We start from the raw sequence: 694 nt of genomic DNA, 5'->3' as shown, positions 1-694 counted from the left end.
GAACACCAGTTATCCATCAATTAATGCCTCCTTTTGATGAATTTACAAGTTGGCAATGGAATTTACTAATTAAATCTTCTAGAGTTGAGGAATATTATGATAAGGAACATGGACAAAAATGGAAAATTCATAAATTTGAAATTGAAGATATGACAAATGCAATTATATTAGCTACAGAATTACAAGATAGAGAAGAAAGAAGTGTTAAATTAAAAGAATTAGCAAAAAGATATGATATTAGAAATTTATATACTAGATTCTTAGAATAGTATAAATTTGTCATAATACATAATATATAATAGTGATAGGACGTGAAGCTAAAAATAATATGCGAAAAACTAACGACATTTCATGTAAATTCTGAAGATCAAGAATTAATAGATAGAATAATAAAAATGTGTAATGATTATAATTAAAATTATAAAATTGAATTTGAATATAATAAGAAGTGATAAAAATGATATTTTATCAATATGATGAAAAAGATAAAACATTACATGTTAAGATTTATCTGCTTATAGAACAAGTTCCAAATAAACCAACAGAAGAACAATTAAGAAAAGTATTGCCAAAAATTCTAAGAGATTATGCAAATATGATAGAAAATGGAAAAATAAAAATTATAGATAGTAATGAATGGGGCACTTGGTAAAAAAAATTTTATTTAAGTCGGATCGTAGCCATGTCGTTCTGT

2 protein-coding genes are annotated in these 694 nt (G+C 24.2%); both read left to right on the top strand.

Going from position 1 to position 694, the window contains the following annotated elements; genetic code table 11:
- Nucleotides 1-269: glycosyltransferase family protein (locus ABD005_RS18125; protein ID WP_343819161.1), on the top strand; the 269-nt coding region annotated here is incomplete at its 5' end.
- Nucleotides 270-457: 188 nt separating this feature from the next.
- Entirely contained in the window at nucleotides 458-652 is a 195-nt protein-coding gene (locus ABD005_RS18120; protein WP_198968532.1) for a hypothetical protein, read from the top strand.
- The last annotated feature ends 42 nt before the right edge of the window (nucleotides 653-694 follow it).

It is taken from the genome of Colwellia asteriadis (assembly GCF_039523295.1).
In the GTDB taxonomy this organism is placed as follows: domain Bacteria; phylum Pseudomonadota; class Gammaproteobacteria; order Enterobacterales; family Alteromonadaceae; genus Colwellia; species Colwellia asteriadis.
Note: the sequence above shows the minus strand (reverse complement) of the source record. Positions and strands in the feature narration are given on the sequence as shown.